Raw genomic sequence first — 23,373 nt, 5'->3', positions numbered from 1 at the left:
ACGTGACCGATGTCGATTCAACGGCCTCCAACATCTCTCTCACCTGGGGCTCGCGGCCTTCGACACTGCACCTGATCGCCTTCTCGGCCGGCGTCGCACCCTCCGAGACCGCCTACGAGGCGGCGTCCGGTCCGGTCACCTTCGGTGAGCTGTACGCACGGGTCTCGGCAACGGCCCAGATCTTCATCGCGCAGGGGCTCGACACCGAGGCGGCCGTCGGCGCCGGGGTCACCCAGACCGAGGCCGCCGCCGGCCGCGCACCCGCGGAGATCGCCGACGCCACCCGGCGCGCGATCGCGCTGATCCGAGAGCGGGCCCTGGAGCTGATCGGCAGCACCGACCTCGGCTCACTGCCCGGTCTCGTCCGTTCCGCGGTGGCCCGCCACGCGGACCGGCCCGCGGTCAGCGACGCGACCGGCACCGTACTGTCCTATCGCGAGCTCGACGAGCGGTCCGAGGTGCTGGCCGGCGCACTCCGCGCCACCGGCGCAGGTCCGGGCCGCCTCGTAGGAGTCGCGCTCGCGCGCCGTGCCGAGCTGATCGTGGCCCTGCTCGCCGTCCTCAAGACCGGGGCGGCGTACCTGCCGCTCGACCGCTCCCAGCCGGTTGCGCGCGCGCAGTCGATCATCGACGACGCCGCGCCGCTGCTGGTGCTCGCCGACGCAGACCTGGCCGCGGCGTGGGGCGTCATCGACGTGCGGTTCGCGGCGCCCGAGGAGTTGGCAGCCGGGACTCCTCAGGGAGCGGTGAGAGCGCAGCCCGAACCCCTCGACGAGCGGCTGCCGGCCTACCTGATCTACACCTCGGGTTCGACGGGCCAGCCGAAGGGCGTCGTCGTCTCGCATCACGAGGTCGTCGCGCTGATGAAGGCCGCGGCGGAGGAGTTCTCGTTCGGTCCGGACGACGTGTGGACGCTGTTCCACTCCTACGCGTTCGACTTCTCGGTCTGGGAGATCTGGGGACCGCTGGTCACCGGCGGGCGCGTCGTCGTGGTCGACCAGGACACCACGCGCGATCCGGACGCCTTCGTCGAGCTGCTCGAGTCCGAGCGGGTCACGGTGCTGAGCCAGACGCCGTCGGCCTTCTACCAGCTCATCACCGCCCAGCGACAGAAGCAGGCCTCGTTTGCGCTGCGCTACATCGTGTTCGGCGGTGAGGCGCTGAGTTTCGAACAGGTCCGGCGGTGGTTCGACGACAACCCGGCCGACGGTGCGCAGCTGGTCAACATGTACGGCATCACCGAGACCACGGTGCACGTCAGCTATCGCGCGCTGGACCGCGACGCGGTGTCGGCGGGTGACGCGTCGTTCATCGGACGGCCGCTGTCGTCGCTGGACATCCACATCCTCGACTCGCGGCTGCGGCCGGTGCCCGAGGGCGTCATCGGTGAGATGTACGTCACCGGAACGCAACTCGCGCAAGGTTATCTCCGCCGGGCCGGCCTCAGTGCCACGCGTTTCGTCGCGAACCCGTTCGCGCCTAACGGTTCCGGTGACCGGATGTACCGGACCGGCGATCTGGCGCGCCGCGTCGGCGACGACATCGAGTACCTCGGTCGGGGCGACGCCCAGGTCCAGCTCCGCGGATTCCGTATCGAGTACGGCGAGATCGAGGCCGCACTCGTCGGTGTCGACGGGATCGCGGCGGGTGCGGCGAACGTCGTGGATCTGCCCGACCGGGGTGAGATCCTCGCCGCCTACGTGGTTCCCGAGCAGGGCGCCGAGGTCGACGAACAGGTCGTGCGCCGCCGAGTCGCGGCCACGGTTCCGGAGTACATGGTCCCCGACGTCGTCATGACGGTCGAGCGGCTGCCACTGACCCAGAACGGCAAACTCGATCGCGGCGCACTGCCGCGGCCGGTGCTGGCGTCGACGACCGAGTTCGTCGCGCCCGAGAACGACACCGAGGCGGCCCTGCGGGACATCTTCGCGGAGGTACTGGGTCTCGAGGACATCAGTGTCGTCGAGTCGGTGTTCGACGTCGGTGGTAACTCGCTGCTGGCCGCCCGCATCGTCGGCCGCGCCGCGGAGACGCTCGGCGTCGACCTCACCGTCCGTGACCTCTTCGACGCCCCGACGGTTCGCGACCTCGCACTGGCCGCGGCGTCGAAGCGCCCGGGGTTGCCCCCGATCGAGCCCGTCGCCGACCGTCCGGACCGCATCCCGCTGTCGCTTGCACAGCAGCGCATGTGGTTCATCAACCGGTTCGACCCGGCCTCGCCCGCCTACAACATCCCGATGGTCCTGCGGTTGTCGGGCGACGTGGACGCCGACGCGCTGCGTGCGGCGTTGCTCGACGTCATGACCCGCCACGAGGTCCTGCGGACCACCTATCCCGAAGCCGACGGCGACGCCTACCAACTCGTCCACGACCCCTCGGCGGCGGCTGCGATGCTCGACTGGCGCGAGGTGCCGCAAGCGGCGCTGCCGCAGGTGATGCTCGGCGGGTTCGACCTGGTCGCGGAACTGCCGGTGCGCGTCGGCTTCTCCCGGATCTCGGACACCGAGGCGGTCCTCGGGATGGTGGTGCACCACATCTCGTGCGACGGCGAATCCCTGGCGCCGCTGGTGACCGACCTGATCACCGCGTACACCGCACGGGTGGCCGGGAACGCGCCCGACTTCCGGCCGCTGCCGGTCCAGATGGCCGACGTCGCCCTGTGGCAGCGTCGGGTGTTCGGCGCCGCCACCGACGACTCCTCGCTCATCGGGGCACAGCTCCAGTACTGGGCGCGGCAACTCGACGGCGCGCCCGACGTGCTCGAGCTGCCCACCGACCGCCCACGTCCGGCCGTGGCCTCACAGCGCGGTGCGCGCGTCGAATTCAGTGTGCCGCAGGAGGTCTCGGAGCGTGTTGCGCGCCTGGCCCGCGATCGCGGGCTGACCCCGTTCATGGTCGCGCATGCGGCGCTCGCGGTCCTGCTGTCGCGTCTGTCCGCGACCGAGGACATCGCCGTCGGGACGCCGATCGCCGGTCGTGGCCAGTCGATCCTCGACCCGATGGTCGGGATGTTCGTCAACACGTTGGTCCTTCGGACCGGCGTCGACTCCTCGGCCGGCTTCGACCAACTGCTCGACGACGTCCGCCGCACCGATCTCGAGGCCTTCGCGAACGCGGACATCCCCTTCGAGGCGGTCGTCGAACGGGTGAACCCGCTGCGCACCGAGGCCTACGCGCCCCTCGCGCAGGTGTGGCTCGCCTTCGACCAGTCGGCCATCGCCGACCTGGCCTCGCAGACGTTGACGATCGGCGGGGGGACGATCGGCGAGGCCGGCGGCCTGGCCGTGACCCCGGCCGAACCGGACGAACTCTCCGCGCGCGTCGACCTGACCGTCGGCATCGCCGACAACGGCGACAACTGGCAGGGCTCGGTGCTCTATGCGACCGACCTGTACGACGCCGAATCGGTGCGCCTGTTCGCCGATCGGTTCGTACGCCTTCTCGACGCCCTGACCGCGGACCCGGGTGCGCCTGTCGGCGACGCCGAGCTGATGACCTCGGCCGAGCACGAGGCGATCGAACGATGGGTCGGTGCGGCTGACACCGACGCCGGTCCCGGGCAGGTCGTCACGGTCGCGGATGCGCTGGCGGACTCGTTCGCCCGCAACGCGTCCCGCCCCGCCGTTCGCGCGGGCGGGCGCACCTACGACCATGCCGAGTACGGGGCGCTGGTCCACGCGTTCGCACGACGACTGCTCGAGCAGGGTGTCGGGCCGGATGTGGCAGTCGCGGTTGCCGTTCCGCGGTCGGTCGAGATGCTCGTCGCGATCCACGGGATCGTGCTCGCCGGCGGAACCTACGTGCCGATCGACCCGGAGGCGCCGGCCGAGGTCGTCCGCCGGCAGCTGGCGCTGTCCGGTGCGTCGACGGTGGTCGTCGCCGGGGCACGTCCGAGCTGGGCCGAGGCCGCGTCCACCGTTCCGGAAACCTTCGTCACCGTTGATCTCGACGCGCTAGCGACCGCTGCGTCGGCTCCCGTCACGCCCGCGGAGCGTCCGGTGGCGCTGCGCGCCGGGCACCCGGTCTACACGCTGTTCACCTCGGGCTCGACCGGTCAGCCCAAGGGCGTGACGGTCACCCATCGGGGCCTGCACGACATGCTGTCCTGGTTCGGGGCCTACACCGGTGACCCGGCGGACGAACGGGTGCTGGTGAAGACCCCCTACACCTTCGACGCCTCGGTCTGGGAGCTGTTCTGGCCGTTCGTCGCGGGCGCCACGGCCGTGGTCGCAGCACCCGACGGCCACCGTGATCCGGCGCATCTCGCCCGGGTCATCGCCGACGAGCGGGTCACCTCCGTGCAGTTCGTGCCGTCGCTGCTCGCGGTGTTCCTCGACGAGAGCTTCGATCCCGCCACCGGTCTGTCCTCGGTGCGTCAGATCTTCACCGGCGGTGAGTCACTCACCCCCGCGGTGACGCAGCAGACGCTTGCGGCCGCCCCATACGCGGTGGTCGTCAACCAGTACGGGCCGACCGAGATGACGGTGGACGCGACGATCCGGCCCCTGGTCGAACCGGTCGAGGTCGTCACCATCGGCCGCCCGGCACCGGGCGTGACGGCCCGGGTCCTCGACAACCGCCTCCGCCCGGTGCCGCCCGGCGTTCCCGGCGAGCTGTACCTGGGTGGCGCGCAGATGGCCCGCGGGTATGCCGGCGCGCCGGCGCTGACCGCCCAGGCGTTCGTCGCCGACCCGGCCGGCCCAGCGGGCTCGCGGCTGTACCGGACCGGCGACCTCGCACGCTGGCGCGCCGACGGTGAACTCGAGTATCTCGGCCGCGCCGACTTCCAGGTCAAGATCCACGGACAGCGCATCGAACTCGGCGAGACAGAGGCAGTCCTGTCCGCCGCGCCGGGCGTGGTCGCTGCTGCTGCCGCGGTGACCACCACCTCCGCGGGCGATGCGCTCGTCGCCTACCTGACGGGCCATCCGGGCGACACCGTGGACGTCGACACGGTCCGCGCCTTCGCCGCGGAACGATTGCTCACCCACCTGCGCCCGACACTGTGGGTCGTCCTCGACGAGATGCCCCGTAACGCCTCCGGCAAGGTCGACCGGCGCGCGCTGCCGGCGCCCACCGTGTCCGAGTCCGAGATCGTCGAGCCGACGACGCCGGCCGAGCAGGCCCTGGCCGCTGTCGTCGCCGAGGTCCTCGGGGTCGAGCGGGTCTCGGTCGTCGACTCCTTCTTCGATCTCGGCGGCAACTCCCTGGCCGCGATGCGGGTCGCGGCCCGCGCCGGTGCGGCGCTCGGCGTCGAGGTCAGCGTCCGCGACCTCTTCGACGCACCGAGCGTGCGCGAGCTCGCGCAACGCGTCGCCGACCGCGTACCCGGCCTACCGCCGGTCACCGCGGTACGCCCGCGCCCGGATGAGATCCCGCTGTCCTATGCGCAGCAACGCATCTGGTTCATCAACCAGTTCGACACCAGCTCGGCGGCCTACAACATCCCGATCGCCCTGCGCCTGCGCGGCAAGCTCGACCTCGCCGCGCTGCGTGCCGCGATGGTCGACGTCGTCGAGCGTCAGGAAGTGCTCCGCACGGTGTTCCCGTCGATCGACGGCGCACCGCGACAGGTCATCGGGGACGCCACCGGTGTGGGCGCCGAACTCGACTGGGCTGTCGTCGACGAGGAATCCGACCTGTTCGCCGCCGCCGGCACGGGTTTCGATGTCGCCGTGCAGCGACCGATCCGCATCCGCGTGCATCGCGTCGACGACCTCGAACACATCGTCCTCATCGTGATCCACCACATCGCCGGCGACGGCGAATCGATGCGCCCGCTCGTCACCGACGTGGTGACAGCGTATGTCGCGCGCTCCCAGGGTCGTTCGCCCGACTTCGCGGAGCTGGAGGTGCAGTTCGCCGACGTCGCGCTCTGGCAACGTCGTGAGCTCGGCTCGATCGACGACCCGGATTCGCGGGTCTCGGCGCAGGTCGACTACTGGCGCACCGCGCTGGCCGGGCTTCCCGAGGTGCTCGAACTCCCCGCCGACCGTCCGCGTCCGAAGGTCGCGTCGATGGCCGGCGCCGAAGTCGGTTTCGAGATCGACTCGGCGACAGCAGATCTCGTCCGAAATCTCGCCACCGAGCGTGGTGTCACCGAGTTCATGGTCATCCATGCGGCACTGGCCGTGCTGCTGTCGCGACTCTCGGCCACCGACGACATCGCCATCGGCACCCCGATCGCCGGACGCGGCGACGCCGCCCTGGATCCGCTGGTCGGCATGTTCGTCAACACCCTGGTTCTGCGGACCGTGGTCGACCCGGCGCAGCGGTTCGCCGACCTTCTCGACGCCGTGCGGGTCACCGATCTCGACGCCTTCGCCCACGCCGATGCCCCCTTCGAGGCGGTCGTGGACGCACTCGCGCCGTCACGTTCGGAGGCCTTCGCGCCGCTGACGCAGATCCTGCTGACCGTCGACCCCACTCCCGCGGATCCGTCCACTCTCGTCGCCGACATCGACGAGCTCGCGGTGGAAGTGGTGGAGACTGAGGAGAACTCGGCCAAGGTGGACCTGACGGTCGGACTCCGCGGGGGTCGCGCCGGGTCCTGGATCGGCCGGGTCAACTACGCCACGGACCTGTTCGACGAGGCGACGGTCGCGCGGATGATGGATCGATTCGCGCGGTTGCTGCACGAGCTGGTCACCGACGCGACCGTGCCGGTGGGTGACGCCGACCTGTTCGACACCGACGAGCGCGAGCTGCTGACCCCCGTGGGCCGTCAGCCCGCGACGCCGGCCGTGCCGCTGGCCGAGCTGTTCGCCGCCGCGGTCCGGCGCGGCGGAGCGGACCGGACCGCGGTCGTCGACCCCGAGCGGTCATTGACGTACGGCGAGCTCGATGCCGCGTCGAACCGGCTGGCTCGTCACCTGCTGGATCGGGGCATCGGCCGCGGCACCCTGGTCGCGCTGCTCATCCCGCGGTCGGCGGAACTGATGGTCGCGATCTGGGCGGTGGCCAAGACCGGGGCCGGGTACGTACCGATCGACCCGGATTACCCGGCGGATCGCGTGTCGCACATGATCACCGATTCCGGTGCGCGGCTCGGGCTCACGCTCGGCGACGTGGCCGGGCCCGGGATTCCCGGCAGCGAGTGGCTGGAACTGGACGCGCCGGAGCTCATCGAAGCCGTTGCGGCGGCCAGTGATTCGCCTGTGACCGACGCCGACCGGCCGAGCGCGGTCGGGGCCGACGACACGGCCTACGTGATCTACACGTCCGGATCGACCGGTACGCCCAAGGGCGTCGAGGTCACCGCGGGCGGCCTGCGCAACTTCGGCGTCGAGGCCGCGGAGAAATCCGGCATCACCCCGGACTCACGTGTCCTGGGTTTCGCCTCACCCAGTTTCGACGCCTTCGTACTCGAGTATCTGCTCGCCTTCACCGTGGGTGCCTCCGTCGTGTACCGGCACCGCGACGCGGTGGCCGGTGCACCGCTCGCGGACTTCATGCGCGAGCACCGCGTGACCCATACATTCCTCACCCCGACAGTGCTCGCCTCCCTCGATCCGGCCGACCTCCCGGATCTGCACACCGTCTACGCGGGCGGTGAGGCGGTCCCGGACACCTTGCGTGACCGCTGGGCACCACTGGTGCGCTTCCAGAACCTCTACGGACCCACCGAGACCACGATCGGTGTCGCGATCGGCCCGCCCATGCGGGTCGAGGAACCGGTCCTCGTCGGACCGCCGATCGGCGGCGTCGACCTGCTGGTGCTCGACTCCCGGCTTCGCCCAGTTCCGGTCGGGGTGGCGGGCGAACTGTACGTGAGCGGCCCGGCCCTGGCGCGCGGCTACCTCGCGCGCCGCGGTCTGACCGCGGAGCGCTTCGTCGCCAACCCCTTCGGCGCGCCGGGCGACCGGATCTATCGCACCGGGGACATCGTCCGCTGGGCCCGTGACCGCGACGGGTCGCTCTCGGTGGACTATGTCGGTCGTAGCGACGACCAGATCAAGCTTCGCGGTCTGCGTATCGAACTCGGCGAGATCGAGAGTGCGCTCGGCGGTCACCCCGCGGTGGCCTCCGCGGTCGTCGTCGGCGTCGACTCTGACGGCGGGCTCGCCGCGAGTGGACAGTCGGTCGTCTCGGCGCTCGCCGCCTACGTGGTGTTGCGCGACGCAGTCGACATCGCCACGCTGCGTGAGCATCTCGCCGACCGGTTGCCGTTGTTCATGGTGCCGGCCGGGATCGTCGTGCTCGACGCACTGCCGCTGACCCCGGTGGGCAAGCTCGATCGTCGGGCACTCCCCGCGCCGACCATCGAGGTCGACTCCGATCACGTCGACGCCGAGACGCCGGTCGAGCAGCAGCTCGCCACGATCATCGCCGGACTCCTGGGTCTCGAACGCGTCAGCGTCAGCGACTCCTTCTTCGCCCTCGGCGGCGATTCCATCATGTCCATTCAGGTCGCTTCGGCCGCGCGGGCCGCCGGGATCGATGTGTCGCCTCGAGACATCTTCGAGCACAAGACCGTTCGGGCGATTGCCCGCGCCGTCGGCGCCCGTGGCGAGCGGGTGCCCGCCCTCGAGGAACCGGCCGGCGGCGGGATCGGCCCGATGGCCGTGCCGCCGGTGGTCTCGTGGATCCTCGATCAGACCGACGTGGTCACCGACTTCGCCGATTTCTCCCAGTCCATGGTGCTGACCGCGCCGGCCGGACTCACCGTCGAGATCGCGCAGGAACTCCTCGGGCAGGTCGTGTCCGTTCATCCGATGCTCGCCGCGGCCGTCGAATCGGGGCCGGATGGTGAGTGGCGCATGCGCACCGGTGTCGCGCCACTGGTGCCCGGTGCGGTCACCGCGCTCGCTTCTCCCGCGCTCGTCGGCGACCCCGGCTTCTCCGACACCGTCGTCGCGGCCTTCGAGGACGCCTCCCGGCGCCTCGACCCGACCAGCGGGAAGCTCGTCGCGGCCGTTCTGGTCACCGCCCCAGACGCCGCCGCACGGCTCGTCGTCGTGATCCACCACCTGGGCGTCGACGCCGTCTCGTGGCGGGTCATCATCGAGGACCTGCTGACCGCGTGGGCGCAACATCAAGGCGGTCAGGCGTATTCGTTGCGACCGGAGGTCACCTCGGCGCGCGCCTTCACCGCCGCGCTCGATGCCCAGCGGGCCGGGCGATCCGACGAGTTGCGCTATTGGCTCGAACGGTCGCCGGAACGGGTCACCGACCTCGGGGCGGAGGTCGACCGCGCGCGTGACCGCATGTCGACCACTGAGACCGTGGTGCACTCGGTCGGCTCGTCGGTGACCGAGGCGCTGCTGACTTCAGTGCCGACCGCCTTCCGCGGCAACGTCAACGACGCTCTCGTGGCTGCTCTGGCGCGCGCCGTCCGGTCGTGGCAGCAGGCCCGGGGCATCGCCGACGACCGGCCGGTGACCATCCTGCTCGAGGGTCACGGCCGATATGAGGAATCCCTCCTGCACGGAACCGATCCGCGGACCGTGGATCTGTCCCGGACCGTCGGGTGGTTCACGACCATCGCGCCGATGGCCGTCGACGTCCGCGGTGACGCTGTCCACACGGTCAAGCTCGCCAAGGAGGAGCGGGTCGGCCAACCCGACAACGGGATCGGTTACGGACTCCTCCGCTACGGCGACACCGAGCTGTCCCGGCGACCGTTGCCGAGCATCGGCTTCAACTACCTCGGCAACGTCACGGGAACCGGGGCCGGCGGCGAGAACGCCTCGGCCGTGGGCGAGTCGGGCATGCCGTTCCTGCCCGACCCCGCCGCACCGCGCCTGCCCGGCACGGTCACCGGCGCGATGGTCGTGCCGAACCTGCTGAGCATCAACGCGGGAACCGCGATCGGCGACAGCGGTCGCGAGTTCGTCGCGGGATTCACGTTCCCGCGCGGCGCGATCGACACCGAGGCGGTCGACGACCTCGCGCGGCGCTGGGACGCCGAGCTCGCGACCATCGTCGACGAGGTCGCCCGCGTCGGCGATCCGGGACTCTCCCCGTCGGATGTCCTCGGTGCGCGCGTCACCCAGGACGATCTCGATCACCTGGCCCGGCGGTATCCGGGCGCCGACGTGTGGCCGCTGTCGCCGCTGCAGCGCGGCCTGCAGTTCCAGGCCGAACTCGCCGCGGCGGGCCGCGAAGCCGGGGCGGTCGACGTCTACACCGCGCAGGCGGTTCTCACGCTCAAGGGCGAGGTCGACGCCACCCGTCTCGCCGAGGCCGTGCGCGAGGTCTTCGCCCGCCATCGGGTACTCCGCTCCAGTTTCGTCCGGGTACCCAGCGGCGAGGTCGTCGCGGTGGTTCCGGAGACGGTCGAGATCCCTTGGCGGACAGTGGACGCCAACAGCGGCGACGATGCGATCGCCGCAGTCGCGCAGGTCGAACGCGCGACGGCGTTCGACCTCGAGTCCGGCCCGCTCATGCGGTTCGTCCTCGTCCGCAGTGGCACGCGCTCGACGTTGGTCGTCACCAGCCACCACATCCTGATCGACGGCTGGTCGAGCCCGCTGATCATGGCCGACCTGTTCGCGCTGTACGCCACCGGTCAGACCTACACCGGCACCGTCGCCGCCGAATCCGGGGCTCGGGGAGACTACTTCGACTACCTGCGGTACATCGCCGCCTCCGACACCGAAGCGGGACTGGCGGCCTGGCGGTCGGTGCTGTCCGCCGTCGACGAGCCGACCCTCGTCGGCTCCGGCCGCGAGGCGACCTCCGATCAGCTTCCGCGCGATCACAGCGTGCTGCTCCCGGCCGAGATCACCTCCGCCGTCGAAGACCTCACGCGCGCACGGGGAGTGACCGTCTCGACAGTGATGCAGTTCGCCTGGGCGGTGCTGCTCTCGCGCATCACCGGTCAGCGCACGGTCGTCTTCGGCGAGACGGTCTCCGGACGTCCGGCCGATCTGGACGGCGTCGAGACGATGGTCGGCCTCTTCATCAACACCCTGCCCGCGGTCTCGGACGTCGACCCGGGCGCCCGCGCCGCCGACGTCCTGGACGCGCTGCAGGCTTCGAAGGTCGCGGTGCTCGACCACCAGCACCTCGGACTGCCCGCGCTGACCGCACTCGTCGGTCGCGGACAGCTGTTCGACACCCTCGCGGTGCACGAGTCCTACCCGGTCGACGCCCAGTCCCTGAAGCAGGGGGCCGACGCCGGCGGCATCGGGATCGAGGATCTCGACGCCACCGACTCGACCCACTACCCGCTCAACCTGGTGACCGGCGTGGTCGGCGACCAGATCGAGCTGAAACTGAAGTATCTGCCCGCCTCCTTCGACGAGCGACAGGTGGAGGTGTACTCGGATGCGTTGATCCGCATCCTCACGACCCTCGTCGCCGACCCGGCCACCGAGGTCGGGGCCATCTCCCTGCTCGACGACGCCGAGTACCGGAGCGAGCTCACGCCGCCGGTGACCCGGACCCGCAACACCGACGCCTCGCTCGCCGAGTTGTTCGCGCGGGCAGCGCGCACCCACGCCGATCGTCCGGCCGTCACCGACACCACGTCCACACTCGACTACCGCGAGATCGACGAACGTTCCGCCGCGGTCGCCGCGGCCCTGAGTGCGCGAGGAGTCTCCACCGGCGATCTCGTCGCCGTGGCGACCTCCCGCGGCGTCGATCTCGTCTCCTCGATCCTGGGTGTGTTGCGGTCCGGCGCCGGCTATCTGCCGCTGGACACCACCAATCCGGTCGACCGCCTGCGTTTCATCGTCTCCGATGCCGCGCCGAGCGCGGTGATCATCGACGACACGACCGCGGACTTCGAACTGTGGTCCCAGTTGGGCACCACGCCGGTGGTGCCGGTCGCGCAGCTGATCGCTGAAGGTGCCGCTGCGACTCCGAAACCGGTTGCGGTTCATCCCGATTCGCGTGCCTACGTGATCTACACGTCGGGTTCCACGGGCCGGCCCAAGGGTGTCGAGGTCACCCACCGCGACGTGGTGACCCTGATGGACACCGCCGCAGATGATTTCGACATCGACGAGACGGACGTGTGGACGATGTTCCACTCGTACGCGTTCGACTTCTCGGTCTGGGAGCTGTGGGGACCGCTGCTGACCGGTGGCCGCTTGGTCCTGGTCGACCGGGATCTCGCGCGGGCGCCGGAGGAGTTCCTCGATCTGCTCGCCCGCGAACGGGTCACCGTGCTGAGCCAGACGCCGTCGGCGTTCTACCAGCTCGCCGAGACCCGACGACGCCACGACACCCCGCTGTCATTGCGCTACATCGTGTTCGGCGGCGAGGCGCTCAGCTTCGAGCAGGTGCGGCGCTGGTTCGACGACCATCCGGACGAGACCACGACGCTGGTCAACATGTACGGCATCACCGAGACGACCGTGCACGTCAGTTTCCGGCCGCTCGACCCGCAATCGGTGGCGGCCGACGACGCGAGCTTCATCGGCCGGCCGCTGTCGTCGCTGGCCATCCACGTGCTCGACGACCGGCTGCGGCCGGTCCCCGAGGGTGTCGTGGGCGAGATGTACGTCACCGGTGGGCAACTGGCGCAGGGTTACCTGAAGCGCGCCGGGCTGTCGTCGACGCGTTTCGTCGCGTCACCCTACGGCGAGCCCGGAACCCGCATGTACCGCACCGGCGACCTCGCCCGTCGCGTGGGTGACGACATCGAGTACCTCGGGCGCGGTGACGCGCAGGTCCAGTTGCGTGGCTACCGGATCGAGTTCGGCGAGATCGAGGCGGCGCTGCTGGCGGTGCCGGGTGTGAGCGCGGCAGCGGCACGTGTCCTCGACATCCCCGGTCGCGGTGAGCAACTCATCGGTTACCTGGTCCGCGACGAGCAGGACGCGGTCGACGCGACCGAGGTCCGGCGCATCGCCGGACGTGCGGTGCCGTCGTACATGGTCCCCGACCAGATCGTCGACGTCGAGGTCCTGCCCCTCACGGCGAACGGCAAACTCGACCGGGAGGCGCTTCCGGTTCCGGACGCGGCGACCGTCGCCGACGAGGTCGTCGCGCCCGCGGGCCCGCAGGAGACCGCCGTCGCCCAGGTCTTCGCCGAGGTCCTCGGTGTCGACGAGATCGGGGTCACGACAAGCTTCTTCGATCTCGGCGGCAACTCGCTGTCCGCGACCCGCCTCGCCTCGCGCGTCGCCGATGCACTCGGTACCGACGTGTCGGTTCGAGACGTCTTCGAGGCACCGTCCGTCCGGGACCTGGTGGACGCCGTGTCCGGCCGCGGGAGCACTCTGCCACCCGTGGTGGCGGTGTCGCCCCGCCCGGAGCGCATCCCGCTGTCGTTCGCTCAGCAGCGCCTGTGGTTCATCAACCGGTTCGAACCCGCGTCGTCGACCTACAACATCCCGATCGCACTGCGCTTGCGCGGCGACCTCGACACCGACGCGCTGCGCGCCGCGGTGACCGACCTCGTCGCACGACAAGCCGTGCTGCGCACCACGTTCCCCGAGGTCGACGGGGTTCCCCACCAGCGCATCGACGGTCCGGACCAGGTCGACCGACTGGACTGGGCGGTCGTCGGCTCGCAGGCCGAGATCGAGGCCGCGGTCACCGACGGCTTCGACGTGACCGCCGAGTGGCCAATCCGCGCACGCCTGTGGCCGGTGAGCGCGGGAGAGTTCGTCTTCGTGGTGGTCGTCCACCACATCGCCGCCGACGGCGAGTCGATGAGGCCGATGCTCGCCGACCTCATCACCGCCTACGGTGCACGCGCCGAGGGCTGGGACCCGGTCTTCGCGCCGCTCGAGGTGGAGTTCGCCGACTACGCGATCTGGCAGCACGAGGTCTTCGGCTCCGCCGGCGACCCGAACTCGCGCATCGCCGCGCAGCTGGACCACTGGGTCCAGCGCCTCGCGGGAGCGCCGGACGTCCTCGAACTGCCCACCGACCGGCCGCGTCCGGCGGTGGCGTCGCAACGCGGCGCTCGGTTCGACTTCGACATCCCGGCCGAGATCGGGACCGCGATCGAACGCGTGGCCGCCGAGCGGGGCGTCACCCCGTTCATGGTCGTCCACGCGGCCCTCGCGGTCCTGCTCGCACGCCTGTCGTCCGACGGCGACATCGTCGTCGGTACCCCGATCGCCGGGCGCGGCAAGGCCGCGCTCGACCCGCTCGTGGGCATGTTCGTCAACACGCTGGTGCTCCGGGTCCCGGTCGACGGTGCCGAGTCCTTCGAGTCGCTGCTGGACCGGGTCCGGGCGACCGACCTGGACGCGTTCGCGAACTCCGACGTGCCGTTCGAGACCCTCGTGGAGAAGCTGAACCCGGTGCGGACGGAGGCCTTCGCGCCGCTCGCCCAGGTGAATCTCACCTTCGACCAGTCGGCCTCGGCCGACTTCGCGATCGACGCCGAACAGAGCAGTTCCATCGGCGACCTGGGCTTCGAGCCCCTTCCCCCGGCCGCACCGGGTGCGAAGGTCGACCTGAACTTCGCGATCGACCGGGGAGACGACGGGCGCCGATGGGCCGGATCGGTCATCTATGCCACCGACCTGTTCGACGAATCCACGATCGACACCCTCACCCGTCGACTCGTCGCCGTGCTGACCGGAGTCCTGAGCGCGCCGTCGCGTCCCGTCGGCGACGCCGGGCTCGTGCTGCCGGACGAGTCGTCGCGTCTCGACGACTTCGCGACCGGCGCCCGGGTCGAGGTGGGATCGCCGCACACCGTGGCCGACCTCGTGGCGTCGAACGCCGCCTCGGCTCCCGAAGCCCCTGCGGTCATCTTCGCCGACCGTGTGGTCGACCAGGCCGAGTTCGCCGCCCGCGTGTCACTGCTGGCGCGCGAGCTCATCGACGCGGGGGTGGGCCCGGACGTCGCGGTCGGCGTCTGTCTCGACCGGTCGGTCGAGATCATGGTCGCGGTACACGGAATCGTCGCCGCCGGCGGGCATTACGTACCCGTCGACCCGGAGAGCCCGGCCGAACGCGGGCAGTACATCCTCGACACCGCACAGGTGGCCACCGTCGTCGTCGGTCCCGGAACGGTCCCGTCGGTCCTCGACGAGTTCGGGGGCCGGATCGTGCGTGTCGACGCCTCGACGCCGCTCCCGGACGCGCCCGTACCGCCGGTGACCGAGGCCGACCGTCTCGGGGTCGTCCACCCGGACAACGCCGTCTACACGATCTTCACCTCCGGATCGACGGGACGCCCGAAGGGTGTCACCGTCACCCACGGCGCGCTGCGCAACACCCTCGCGTGGTTCAGCGAATCCAACGGCGAAGGGCCGCATCGCTTCCTGCTGAAGACCCCGTACACCTTCGACGCCTCGGTCTGGGAGTTTTTCGGACCGGTGTTCAACGCGTCGCCGGTCGTCGTCGCCGAACCGGGCGGCCACCGCGATCCGCGTCATCTCGCCGGGCTCATCGAGCGCCATGGCGTGACCACGGTGAAGTTCGTGCCCTCGATGCTCGCCGCCTTCCTCGACGGCGCCACCGGTGTCGGCATCGAGCGGCTCGCCAGCCTGCGCCGGATCTTCTCCGGCGGCGAGGCGCTGCTCCCGGGTCTGGCCTCGGGACTGGCCGCCGCACTTCCGAATGCGTTGCTGGTCAACCAGTACGGTCCCACCGAGGCCGTCGTCGACATCACCTACGGTGCCGTCACCGGGCCGCCGCCGCAGAACATCCCGATCGGAACCCCGGTCTGGAACTCGTCGGTGCGCGTGCTCGACGCGCGGCTGCGTCCGGTACCCGTCGGCGTGGACGGTGAGCTGTACCTCGGCGGAGTCCAGCTGGCACGCGGGTACGCCTCGCGGCCCGGCCTGACCGCCCAGACCTTCGTCGCCGACCCGTTCGGGCCGGCCGGCGCGCGCCTGTACCGCACCGGTGACCGCGGACGCTGGAACGCCGCCGGTGAACTCGAATACCTGGGCCGCAACGACTTCCAGGTGAAGCTGCGCGGCCAGCGCATCGAACTCGGCGAGATCGAGTCGGTGCTCGGATCGGCCCCCGGTGTCGTGCACACCGCCGTGGTGGTCGCCGCCCCCGCCGGGGGAGGCGAGCAGCTGGTGGCCTACCTGGCCGCCGGGCCGGGCGTCGATCTCGACGCCGACACGGTGAAAGACGTTGCGCGGCGGGGACTCCCGGAGTTCATGGTCCCGACCACGTGGATGGTCCTGGACCAGATGCCGCTGACCACCTCGGGCAAGGTCGATCGTCGTGCGCTCCCGGCGCCCGAGTTCACCGCGGGCGAGTACGTCCCGCCGGCCGACGGCCAGGAGACCGAGGTGGCCGAGATCTTCGCCGGCCTGCTCGATGTCGAGCGGGTCGGCGCGACCGACGACTTCTTCGCCATCGGCGGCACCTCGCTGTCGGCGATGCGGTTGGCCTCGCGTGTCTCGGATGCGTTGGGGCGTGATGTCTCGGTGCGCGATGTGTTCGACGCGCCGACGGTGCGGAAACTCGTGGGTCGTGCAGGTGGACGCGGACGAGCGTTGGCCCCGGTGGCGGCGTACCGTCCACGTCCGGAAAGTCTGCCCCTCACCTTCGCACAACAGCGGATGTGGTTCATCAACCAACTCGACCCCGGGCAGGCGACTTACAACATCCCGATCGCTCTTACGCTGCGTGGCGATCTGGACAGCGCGGCGCTGCGCGGTGCACTCGCCGACGTCGTACGTCGCCATGAAGTTCTCCGTACGACCTTCCCGTCCGCGGACGGGGTGCCGCACCAGGTGGTCCACTCCGCCGACGAGGTCGACGGCCGACTCGATTGGGCTGTGGTCGGCACCACCGACGATCTGCTCGCCGCGGCGGCAACGGGGTTCGACGTCGCCATGGACTGGCCCCTGCGTGCGCGACTGACGCGGACCGGTGACCACGAACATGTGTTCCTGATCGTCCTGCACCACATCGCGTCCGATGGTGAGTCGCGTCCGGTCCTGGCCCGCGACCTGATGACCGCCTATTCCGCGCGGCGCGTCGGACAGACGCCCGCATTTCCCACTCTCGACGTGCAGGTCGCTGACGTCGCGCTGTGGCAGCACGAAGTGCTCGGCGACGCCGATGATCCGACTTCGCCGGTGTCGCAACAACTCCGATACTGGGAACAGCAGCTCGCCGGCCTTCCGGAGGTCATTGATCTACCCGCCGACCGACCGCGGCCGGCTGTCGCGAGTCAGCACGGTGCGCACCTGCCGATCGAGGTCCCCGGGGAGCTGGGCGACGCGATCAACGGGATGGCCCGCGAGCACGGGGTGACAGCGTTCATGGTGATCCATGCAGCGTTGGCGGTGTTGTTGAGCCGTACGTCGCTGGTCGACGACGTGGCCATCGCGACGCCCATTGCCGGGCGCGGTCAGCCCGAACTCGATCCGCTCATCGGCATGTTCGTCAACACCTTGGTGTTGCGTACCCGTGTCGATCCCGCCGCGACCTTCCTCGACATCCTCGAGCAGACCCGCGACACCGACCTCGATGCCTTCGCCAATGCCGACCTGCCCTTCGAGCGTCTGGTCGACCACCTCAACCCGGTCCGGTCCGAGGCCTTCGCCCCATTGGCTCAAGTCCTGTTCACCCTGAACCAGGCGACGCTGCCGGAACTCGGTGGAGAGTTGGGCGCGGTCGTGGTGGACGGTCTGACCGTCGAAGCCGTGGACAACGAAGTCACCCCGGCGAAAGTGGATCTGACCATCGGGCTCGCGGCCGCGGCCGCCGGCCAGCCGTGGCGCGGATCCATCGTCTACGCCACCGACTTGTTCGACGAGCCGACTGTAGTCCTGTTGCGGCAACGGTTCCTGCGTCTCCTCTCGGACGTCATCGCGAACCCGGCGATCGGAGTCCTCGACGTCGAACTGATGTCGCCCGACGAGGTCGCCGCGGTCCGCGGGTTCGAGCAGGGCCCGGATGTGACGCTGCCGGATGTCGTCTCTGTGGATGCCGCGGTGATGCGGACGGTCATCCGGGACAGCGGTCGCACCGCGCTCATCGCCGGCGAGCGTGAGGTGTCCTACGTCGAGTTCGGCGCGCGGGTCAACACCCTCGCCCGGGCGCTGCGAGACCTGGGCGTCGGACCGGATACCGCAGTGGGCCTGTGTATTCCGCGCTCGGTCGAGATGGTCGTCGCGATTCACGCGGTGGTCACCGCAGGCGGGCAGTACGTTCCGATCGACACGTCGGCGCCCGCTGAACGCGTGCGGTACATGGTCGAGACAGCAGGTGCCTCAGTGGTGCTCGTCAGCGGGGACCGGACGCCGCCCGCCGTCGCCGAACTCGGCGACCTCGTGACGATGCACGCGATCAGTGCCGACGCGGCGGTCGACCTGTCCACGCCGCCCTTGACCGATGCCGAACGCGTCCGTCCCATCCGCGGCGACGACGCTATCTACACCCTCTTCACCTCAGGGTCCACCGGACGTCCGAAGGGTGTCACGCTTACCCATGCCGCGGTGCTGAACCGCCTCTGGTGGGGCCTGGACGAACTGCCCATCGGCACCGTCGACCGTGTGGTGCTGAAGACCCCGTACACGTTCGATGTGTCGGTGCCTGAGTTGTTCGCGCCCCTCATGGTCGGCGCGTCGATGGTCATCCTTCAAGCTGACGGCCACCTGGACCCGGTCTACGTCGCCGACGAGGTCAGTCGGACCGGGGCGACGATGGTCCACTTCGTGCCGTCGATGCTGTCGGTCTTCCTCGAGGTCGCCGGCGAGGAGCGGGTACGGGCCTGGAAATCGGTGCGCATCATCTCCACAACCGGCGAGGCTCTGCCACCGGCGTCGGCCGGTCGGGTGCGCGACTGGTTGCCGCAGGTGTTGTTCTACAACCTCTACGGCCCGACCGAAGCTGCGGTCGAGATCACCTATGAGCGGATCGAGGCGGTCCATTTCGAGGATCCGTCGGTGCCGATCGGCATTCCGATGTGGAACTCGTCGTCCGTGGTGCTCGATTCCCGACTGCGGCGAGTGCCGCCCGGTGTCCCGGGTGAGCTCTACCTCGGAGGCGTCCAGCTGGCACGCGGCTACGCCGCCCGGCCGGATCTGACCTCGGAGCGTTTCGTCGCCAGTCCCTTCGGTCGTGGCGAACGTCTCTACCGCACCGGCGATCTCGTTCGTCGACGTCGCGACGGGGTCCTGGAGTATCTGGGCCGCACCGACTTCCAGGTGAAGTTGCGTGGGCAGCGCATTGAGCTCGGTGAGATCGAAGCGGTGATCGCCACTGCGCCCGGGGTGGTGCACACCGCGGCTACGGTCATCGACGCACCTACCGGGGACCAGCATCTGGTTGCCTACATCGCCGGGCCCGCCGGGGTCTCGGGTATCGATCTCGACGCTGTCAAGGTTGTCGTGGCCGATGCGTTGCCGGAGTACATGCGTCCGACCGTCTGGGTTGTCCTCGACGACATCGCACTCAACAGCGCGGGCAAGATCGATCGAAAGGCGTTGCCGGAACCAGAGTTCGCGGCCGCCGAGTATGTGGCGCCGGAGACGGAGGAAGAAGAACGCGTTGCTTCAGTGTTCGCTGACGTGTTGGGGGTCGATCAGGTCAGCGTGGCCGAGTCGTTCTTTGACCTGGGTGGTAATTCGCTATCTGCGATGAGGGTTGCCGCTCGGGTGGGTCAGGTGCTTGGTGTGGAGACGTCGGTGCGTGATTTGTTCGACGCGCCTTCGGTGCGTGCGCTTGTGGCTGAGGTGTCCGGGCATGTGCAGGGTTTGCCGCCGATTGTCGCCCGCGCGCATCGCCCGGAGTTTGTGCCGTTGTCTTTCGCTCAGCAGCGGATGTGGTTCATCAACCAGTTCGATCCGTCCCTGCCGACCTACAACATTCCGATTGTGTTGCAGGTGCGGGGCGCTCTCGACATTGAGGCACTGCGCCTGGCGATCGTCGACGTGGTGGAACGCCACGAGGTCCTGCGGACTAGCTTCCCGTCGGTCGACGGAGTCGCTTCTCAGCTAGTGCATCCGGTCGATCAGATCGCCGACCGCCTGGACTGGGGGATCGCCTCCGACCAGCTCGGGCTTGAGGATGCGGTGGTCTCCGGGTTCGACGTCGCTGTTGATTGGCCGATCCGCGTGCGGGTCTGGGAGGTCGACGCGGAGCGAGCGGTGGTCGCGGTCGTTGTCCATCACATTGCCGCCGACGGCGAGTCGATGAACCCGCTGCTAGTCGACGTCCTTGCGGCGTACGACGCCAGGGTGTCTGGAACTGAACCTGATTTCGTGCCCCTCGAGGTTCAGTTCGCAGATTATGCCCTCTGGCAGCACGAGGTCCTAGGTGACGGGTCGGATTCGACTTCGGTCATAGGCACTCAGTTGGCCTACTGGACAGACAAACTCGCCGATCTGCCCGAGGTGCTCAACCTGCCGTTCGACCGGCCCCGGCCGCTCGTGGCTTCACAGCGAGGCGGACGCGTCGAGGCCGTGATCCCGGCCGAGATTGGAAACCGGATCCGCGAGCTTGCACGTGTGGTCGACGCGACCCCATTCATCGTCGTGCATGCGGCGCTCGCCGTGCTGCTCGCACGGTTGTCGGCTAGCGAGGACGTGGTAATCGCCACTCCGGTGGCTGGACGCGGGCAGCGCGTACTGGACCCGCTCGTGGGCATGTTTGTCAACACGCTCGTCCTGCGGACCCGGGTGGCCCCGTCCATGTCATTTGCCGAGTTGCTGGAGCAGGCGCGAGAAACTGACCTGCAAGCGTTCGCCAACGCCGACGTGGCATTCGAGAATCTCGTCGAGGTCCTCAACCCAATTCGATCTGAAGCGTTCGCCCCGCTTGCACAAATCATGCTCACGTTCGGCCAGACCGCATTGCCCGAGATGGGAGCGGAGACCGCGCCTGCCTCGGTCGCAGGTCTTCAGATAGAGCCTATGCAGCCGGCGGACCCGCCGGCAAAGCTTGATCTCACCGTCGGCATCTCCATCGCGGACGGAGACGACTGGCCGCTCTCACTGGTGTTTGCGCGGGACCTCTTCGACGAGGGCACCGTCGTTCAGTTGGCGCGCCGATTCGTTGGCCTGCTAGATGAGCTCACAAGTCGTATCGACGGGGCTGTGGCCGACGCCTCGTTCCTCGAACCTGCTGAAGTCGACGAGGTGCTCCGATGGGCGGAGGGCCCAGAAGTAGCGATTCCGACGAGATCAGTTGCCGACGCTGTGTCGTCTCGTGTCGACCATTTTCCGGACAGAACTGCGCTGACCTTCGCAGGTCGTGAAGTCACCTACCGCGAGTTCGGCGCCCGGGTTGCCGGCCTCGCGCGTGAGTTGCTGGCATCGGGCGTTGGCCCGGACGTTGCGGTGGCTGTGTGTATGGAACGTGGTATCGACATGGTGGTAGCTATCCATGCCGTGGTTGCGGCGGGTGGGCAGTACGTTCCCGTTGACACCGGCGCCCCTAATGACCGGGTGCGGTACATGATCGAGACGGCGAGGGTAGGGATAGTTCTTCTGACGTCCGACGCCGTGGCTGCCGATCTGTCTGGTCTCGACGGTCATCTCCGATTGATTACTGTGGATTGCTCCCGGTACGTCGATTTGGATACGCCGGCGATCATCGACGCCGAACGCGTTCGTCCGATCCGTGGTGATGACGCTGTATACACTCTGTTCACCTCGGGATCCACCGGACGGCCTAAGGGCGTCACGGTCTCTCATACGGCACTCATGGGTTTTATGGCTTGGCGGGGATCCCTTCTCATGGAAGCCGATCGGCAAGTCATCCTGATGAAGGCTCCGTACACATTCGACGCCTCGGTGTGGGAGATGTTCTGGCCGTTGATGGTTGGCGGAAGAATCGTCGTAGCAGCTCCAGACGGGCACAGGGATGTGCGTTACCTACGCAAGTTGATCGCCCAGGAAGCTGTCACAGCTGTTCAGTTCGTCCCTTCGATGCTTGCGTTGTTCATAGAACTGGCCGACAGCGAAGAGACCGGAACGAGCCCTTTGCGGTATCTCTTCACGGGCGGCGAGGTTCTATCCGATGTTCTAGCAGCGGAAGTGCACCACCAAGAACCGAACTTGCGGCTGCTGAACCACTACGGTCCGACGGAAACCACCGTTGACCTCACTTCAGCGCAGAATGAGCCTGGTAGATCGGTAACAATCGGTCGTCCGGCATGGAACACTGCGACCTGGGTCCTGGATTCGCGTCTGAATCGGGTACCGGTCGGTGTTCCAGGTGAGCTTTACCTAGGTGGTATCCAGCTGGCACGCGGGTACGCCTCGAGATCGGATCTGACTGCGGCGCGTTTCGTTGCCAGTCCTTTCGGCCCCCCCGGGTCTCGGCTGTATCGCACCGGCGACCTTGTGCGATGGAATACCGAAGGTGAGATCGAGTATCTGGGCCGCACCGACTTCCAGGTGAAGTTGCGTGGGCAGCGCATTGAGCTCGGTGAGATCGAAGCGGTGATCGCCACTGCGCCCGGGGTGGTGCACACCGCGGCTACGGTCATCGACGCACCTACCGGGGACCAGCATCTGGTTGCCTACATCGCCGGGCCCGCCGGGGTCTCGGGTATCGATCTCGACGCTGTCAAGGTTGTCGTGGCCGATGCGTTGCCGGAGTACATGCGTCCGACCGTCTGGGTTGTCCTCGACGACATCGCACTCAACAGCGCGGGCAAGATCGATCGAAAGGCGTTGCCGGAACCAGAGTTCGCGGCCGCCGAGTATGTGGCGCCGGAGACGGAGGAAGAAGAACGCGTTGCTTCAGTGTTCGCTGACGTGTTGGGGGTCGATCAGGTCAGCGTGGCCGAGTCGTTCTTTGACCTGGGTGGTAATTCGCTATCTGCGATGAGGGTTGCCGCTCGGGTGGGTCAGGTGCTTGGTGTGGAGACGTCGGTGCGTGATTTGTTCGACGCGCCTTCGGTGCGTGCGCTTGTGGCTGAGGTGTCCGGGCATGTGCAGGGTTTGCCGCCGATTGTCGCCCGCGCGCATCGCCCGGAGTTTGTGCCGTTGTCTTTCGCTCAGCAGCGGATGTGGTTCCTGAATCGCCTCGACCCGGACTCCGTCACCTACAACATCCCCGTGGTTGTCCGCCTGACGGGCGACCTGGACGTGACTGCGCTGCGTGCCGCCGTCGTCGATGTCGTGATGCGCCATGAGGTCCTGCGGACTACGTTCCCCGAGTACGACGGTCTGCCTTATCAGCGGGTTTCGCCCGCGGTACGCGTCGACGCTGGACTCGACTGGGCCGTAGTTGATTCCGAAGAAGAACTCGTCCGGGTCATGTCCGGCTTCGATGTCACCGTCGACTGGCCGATCCGCGTCCGCGTGTGGGAGTCTGGAGAAACCCAGCACATCCTGGCCGTTGTGCTGCACCACATCGGTTCCGACGGGGAGTCGACAAGGCCTCTGCTGACCGATGTGCTGACGGCCTATGAGGCCCGGGCAAACGGAGTCGAGCCCGCGTTCGCGCCGCTCGAGGTGCAGTTCGCCGACTTCGCCCTGTGGCAGCACGAGGTTCTCGGCGACGGGTCCGATCCCACCTCGGTGACGG

The 23,373-nt window shown here is 68.8% G+C and carries 1 protein-coding gene (running past one end of the window); it reads left to right on the top strand.

The annotated features are described in order from the left end of the window. Positions 1-2 precede the first annotated feature (2 nt). Positions 3-23,373, top strand: the 5' portion of a protein-coding gene (locus B1818_RS14330) for a non-ribosomal peptide synthase/polyketide synthase (RefSeq protein ID WP_254859689.1). The gene runs 18,563 nt beyond the window's last position; 23,371 of the gene's 41,934 nt are visible here — the first part of the coding sequence; the start codon lies at positions 3-5; its stop codon lies beyond the right edge, outside the window.

It is taken from the genome of Gordonia sp. IITR100 (genome assembly GCF_002009645.1).
Lineage (GTDB): Bacteria > Actinomycetota > Actinomycetes > Mycobacteriales > Mycobacteriaceae > Gordonia > Gordonia hongkongensis.
Note: the sequence above shows the minus strand (reverse complement) of the source record. Positions and strands in the feature narration are given on the sequence as shown.